3 protein-coding genes are annotated in these 3474 nt (G+C 55.2%); all 3 read left to right on the top strand.

Features of this window, described 5'->3' with window-relative positions; translation table 11 throughout:
• The coding region (locus ACEW8P_RS25760) for a hypothetical protein (RefSeq protein WP_373515933.1) at positions 1 to 1263 on the top strand (1263 nt) is incomplete at its 5' end.
• An 86-nt stretch (positions 1264 to 1349) separates the two neighbouring features.
• On the top strand, positions 1350 to 3044 hold the full coding sequence (locus tag ACEW8P_RS25755; RefSeq protein ID WP_373515932.1) for a sodium transporter: 1695 nt from the start codon (positions 1350 to 1352) through the stop codon (positions 3042 to 3044).
• On the top strand, positions 3016 to 3474 hold a 459-nt coding region (locus ACEW8P_RS25750; protein WP_373515931.1), incomplete at its 3' end, for a hypothetical protein. The genes ACEW8P_RS25755 and ACEW8P_RS25750, both read left to right, overlap by 29 nt.

The raw sequence follows: 3474 nt of genomic DNA, 5'->3' as shown, positions 1-3474 counted from the left end.
GGCGGCGAGACGATGGACCGCGACTACACCGACTACCAGTCCTACAAAAAGTACCTCGGCCCACTGGGGGCCAAGCGCATCCGCCTGCAGGGCGGCTGGGCCAGAACCGAAAAAGTGAAAGGCCAGTACGATTTCGGCTGGCTCGACGCCGTAATTCCTGATGCTGCCGCGCGGGGTGTCGCACCCTGGGTGGAGCTATCGTACGGAAACCCCATTTACGAAGGCGGCGGCGAGGCCAAGCTGGCGGGCCGCATCCCTACGGGAAAAGAGGCGCTGACCGCCTGGGACAAGTGGGTGCGGGCGATGGTGACGCGCTACAAAGGTCAGGTACCCGAGTGGGAAATCTGGAACGAGCCGGACCTTAACAAGGAGCATACCGGGCAGGAAATCGGAGAGTTCTACCTCCGCACCGCCAAAATCGTGAAGGAAATTCAACCAGATGCCCGGCTCATTGCACTGGGCATGGCGAGCGTTACCAAACTGGACTTTATGAGTGATTTCCTGGATTACCTGAGAGCAAACGACGGCCTGAAATATGTGGATGTACTGACCTACCACGGCTACGCGCCCAACCCAAATACCTCCTATCCGCAGATCGAGAAACTGCGCGAGCTGGTGTGGAGCTACAAGGACAATATTGAGTTCATGCAAGGCGAAAACGGCGCACCCTCTACACCCAAGGCCGTAACGATCGGTGCCTTACGTGCTTGGGACTGGTCAGAGTTGATGCAAGCGAAGTGGGATCTGCGCCGGATGCTGGGTGACCACGGACGCGGCATCGCCACTAACCTTTTCACGATCAGCGACATTCACTACGCTGCTGGTGACCACATGGTAGGCGTCAATACCAAAGGCATCCTGAAAACCAATCCTGACAAAACCATCGAACGACCCAAACTAGCTTACAAGGCTGCCCAAAATATATTCTCGCTTTTCGATAGTCAGGTCGAGTTGCAGAAAGATAATCTGGCGGCTTCCGACAGAGAGAACCAATCGATTTTTACCTATAAAAAAGGCGGAAAGCCGCTCATCACCATCTGGCAAAACGAAGCCAAGCCGGAGGACACCTACGAGCCTAAAATAACAACGGTAACGATTAAGAATGGAACAATAAAAAATCCTGTTTTGCTGGATCTTGTCACGGGAAAAATCTACGAGATACCAAAGGGCAACTGTAAGAAAGTAGGCGGGGATACGCAGATTATCGGCATTTCGGTCGCGGATTATCCGGTAGTGCTGACGGAGAAGGGGGTTTTGAATTAGTAGCAAAATTTCAAAAAATCCAACCACAACCGCATCGGCGAACCGATCCAGCGTCCAACGTCCAAAATCCAACGTCCCCCTATAACATGACCTCCCTCGTAACCCTCGACTACGTCGCCATCGTGCTTTACCTCGTCCTCATGGCGGGGATCGGCTTGTTTTTCAAGTGGTATGTCAAGGATTTGAACGCCTACACCAAAGGCTCGGGGGCGTTGCCGTGGGTGGCGGCGGGCATCAGCAACTTCATGGCGCTGTTCAGTACCTTCATCTTTGTGGCCTACGCGGGCATCGCCTACGAACACGGGCTGGTGTCGGTCACGGTACTGCTGAGTACGGTACCCGCCTGCCTCATCGCTGCTGTCGCGTTCGCCTCCAAGTGGCGGCGCTCCGACGTTTCTACGCCCGTTGAGTACCTTGAAACCCGTTTCAACGCCTCGCTGCGGCAGACGGTCGGCTGGGTGGGCATTCTGATGCGGATTTTGGACAATACGGTTCGGCTGTACGCTATCGGCATTTTCCTGACCGCCGTCACGCCGCTTTCGCTACCCATGTCGATGGTTATTTCCTCGGTCATCGTCATTACTTTCACCCTTTACGGCGGATTGTGGGCGGTTTCGATCATGGGAACGGTGCAGTTTATCATCCTGCTCTTCACGTCGATCCTGCTCTTCTGGCTGTCGCTGGACCACATCGGCGGCTTTGCGGTCATTGCGGAGAAAGTTCCCGATCACCTCGACTGGTTCAACGGGCCGAAGGGGCAGATTTTCTGGCTGAGCGTGTATTACCTGATGGTCATCATCAAGTACAACGAAAACTGGACTTTCATCCAGCGGTTCTACTCGGTGCGCGACGAGGGCGAAGCCCGCAAGGTCGGCTACCTGACCGCCGCTCTTTTCCTGATAACGCCCATCATTTTCCTGGTGCCGCCCATTGTGAGCCGGATCCTCATGCCCGACCTGCCGGACAAGGAAATGGCCTACGTCGCCATATCGAGTATGCTGTTGCCACCCGGTTTGATGGGCGTGATGATTGCCTCGATGTTTGCTGCCACCATGTCGTCGCTCAACGCTGAATATAACGTGGTGGCCAGTGTGCTATCGAAAGATGTGTACCAAAGGCTCATCGACAAAAACGCTACCGACAAGCAGTTGTTCCTGGTCGCCAAAATTGCCTCCGTGCTGGTGGGGCTGCTGGTACTACTCGGGGCGCTGTTCATCAGCGATTTTGGCGGGGCGTTCGAGGCCAACAAACTGTTTACGGGCATTTTCGCCATCCCCGTGGGGGTACCGCTGGTGCTGGGCATCGTCAATAAAAAAGCTACGCCGCGCGGGGCTATGCTCACGGTAATTGTAGGCGCGTTGACCGGAATTATTTTAAACGCCATGCCCGCTTATTTTTCCTGGGAAATGGCGACGACCATTGAAATAATCGTCTGCCTGGTGATTTTCTACGCCTCCGGATTGCAGAACTACGGCAAGCCCGCCTACCTCGCGCGGGTGGATGACTTGTTTATAAAACTGAATACTCCCATCGTGGACAAACCATCGGTGGACAAGAATTTTGAACGCGCCCTGAAATACCTCTATGCCATTTCCCTCGCCTTTTCTGCCCTGCTGTTCATTGGCATGGGGCTGCTCTACTACGACCAACTCAGTGGGGCGCTCTCCATCGCTTCGGGCCTGGTGTGTCTGTTTATCGGGGCGGTGATTTGGTGGTGGAAGAAAAAGGAAGTTTTACCTAAAAACCAAGAAAATGCAGAATCCCGGCTACCAACGCATTAAAGAAACCTCGCTGAACTTCGTCCGCGCCATGAAAATGGGCGCTGCGCCGGGCGAATCCACGCCGGGGATATACGGCAAGGAAGCGGGCGAGGGCGAGAGTTTCTACGGCTCTTACCACGCCGCCCACGTGCTGGATTTGTTCGAAGAATTGACCAACCTTCCGGCGGCGGAACTGGATATCTGGGCGGAGCAATTCCAACGGCGGCAAACCGAGCAGGGGTACTTTTCGGGAAACCCGACCGACGGAAACCGCGTCCGCTCACTCTCTGAAATGGAACCCGTCTGGCACTACACGCGCGGCAACATCTGGGCATTACGGGTTTTGGGACGAAAGCCGGAGCGCGAATTACGCTTTCTTGAACCGCTACTGAATGCCGACGGGCTGCGCGGCTGGGTGAAGCACTACGACTGGAAAAATTCCTGGGCGGCG

This window comes from Persicitalea sp., assembly GCF_041751555.1.
GTDB lineage: Bacteria > Bacteroidota > Bacteroidia > Cytophagales > Spirosomataceae > Persicitalea.
Note: the sequence above shows the minus strand (reverse complement) of the source record. Positions and strands in the feature narration are given on the sequence as shown.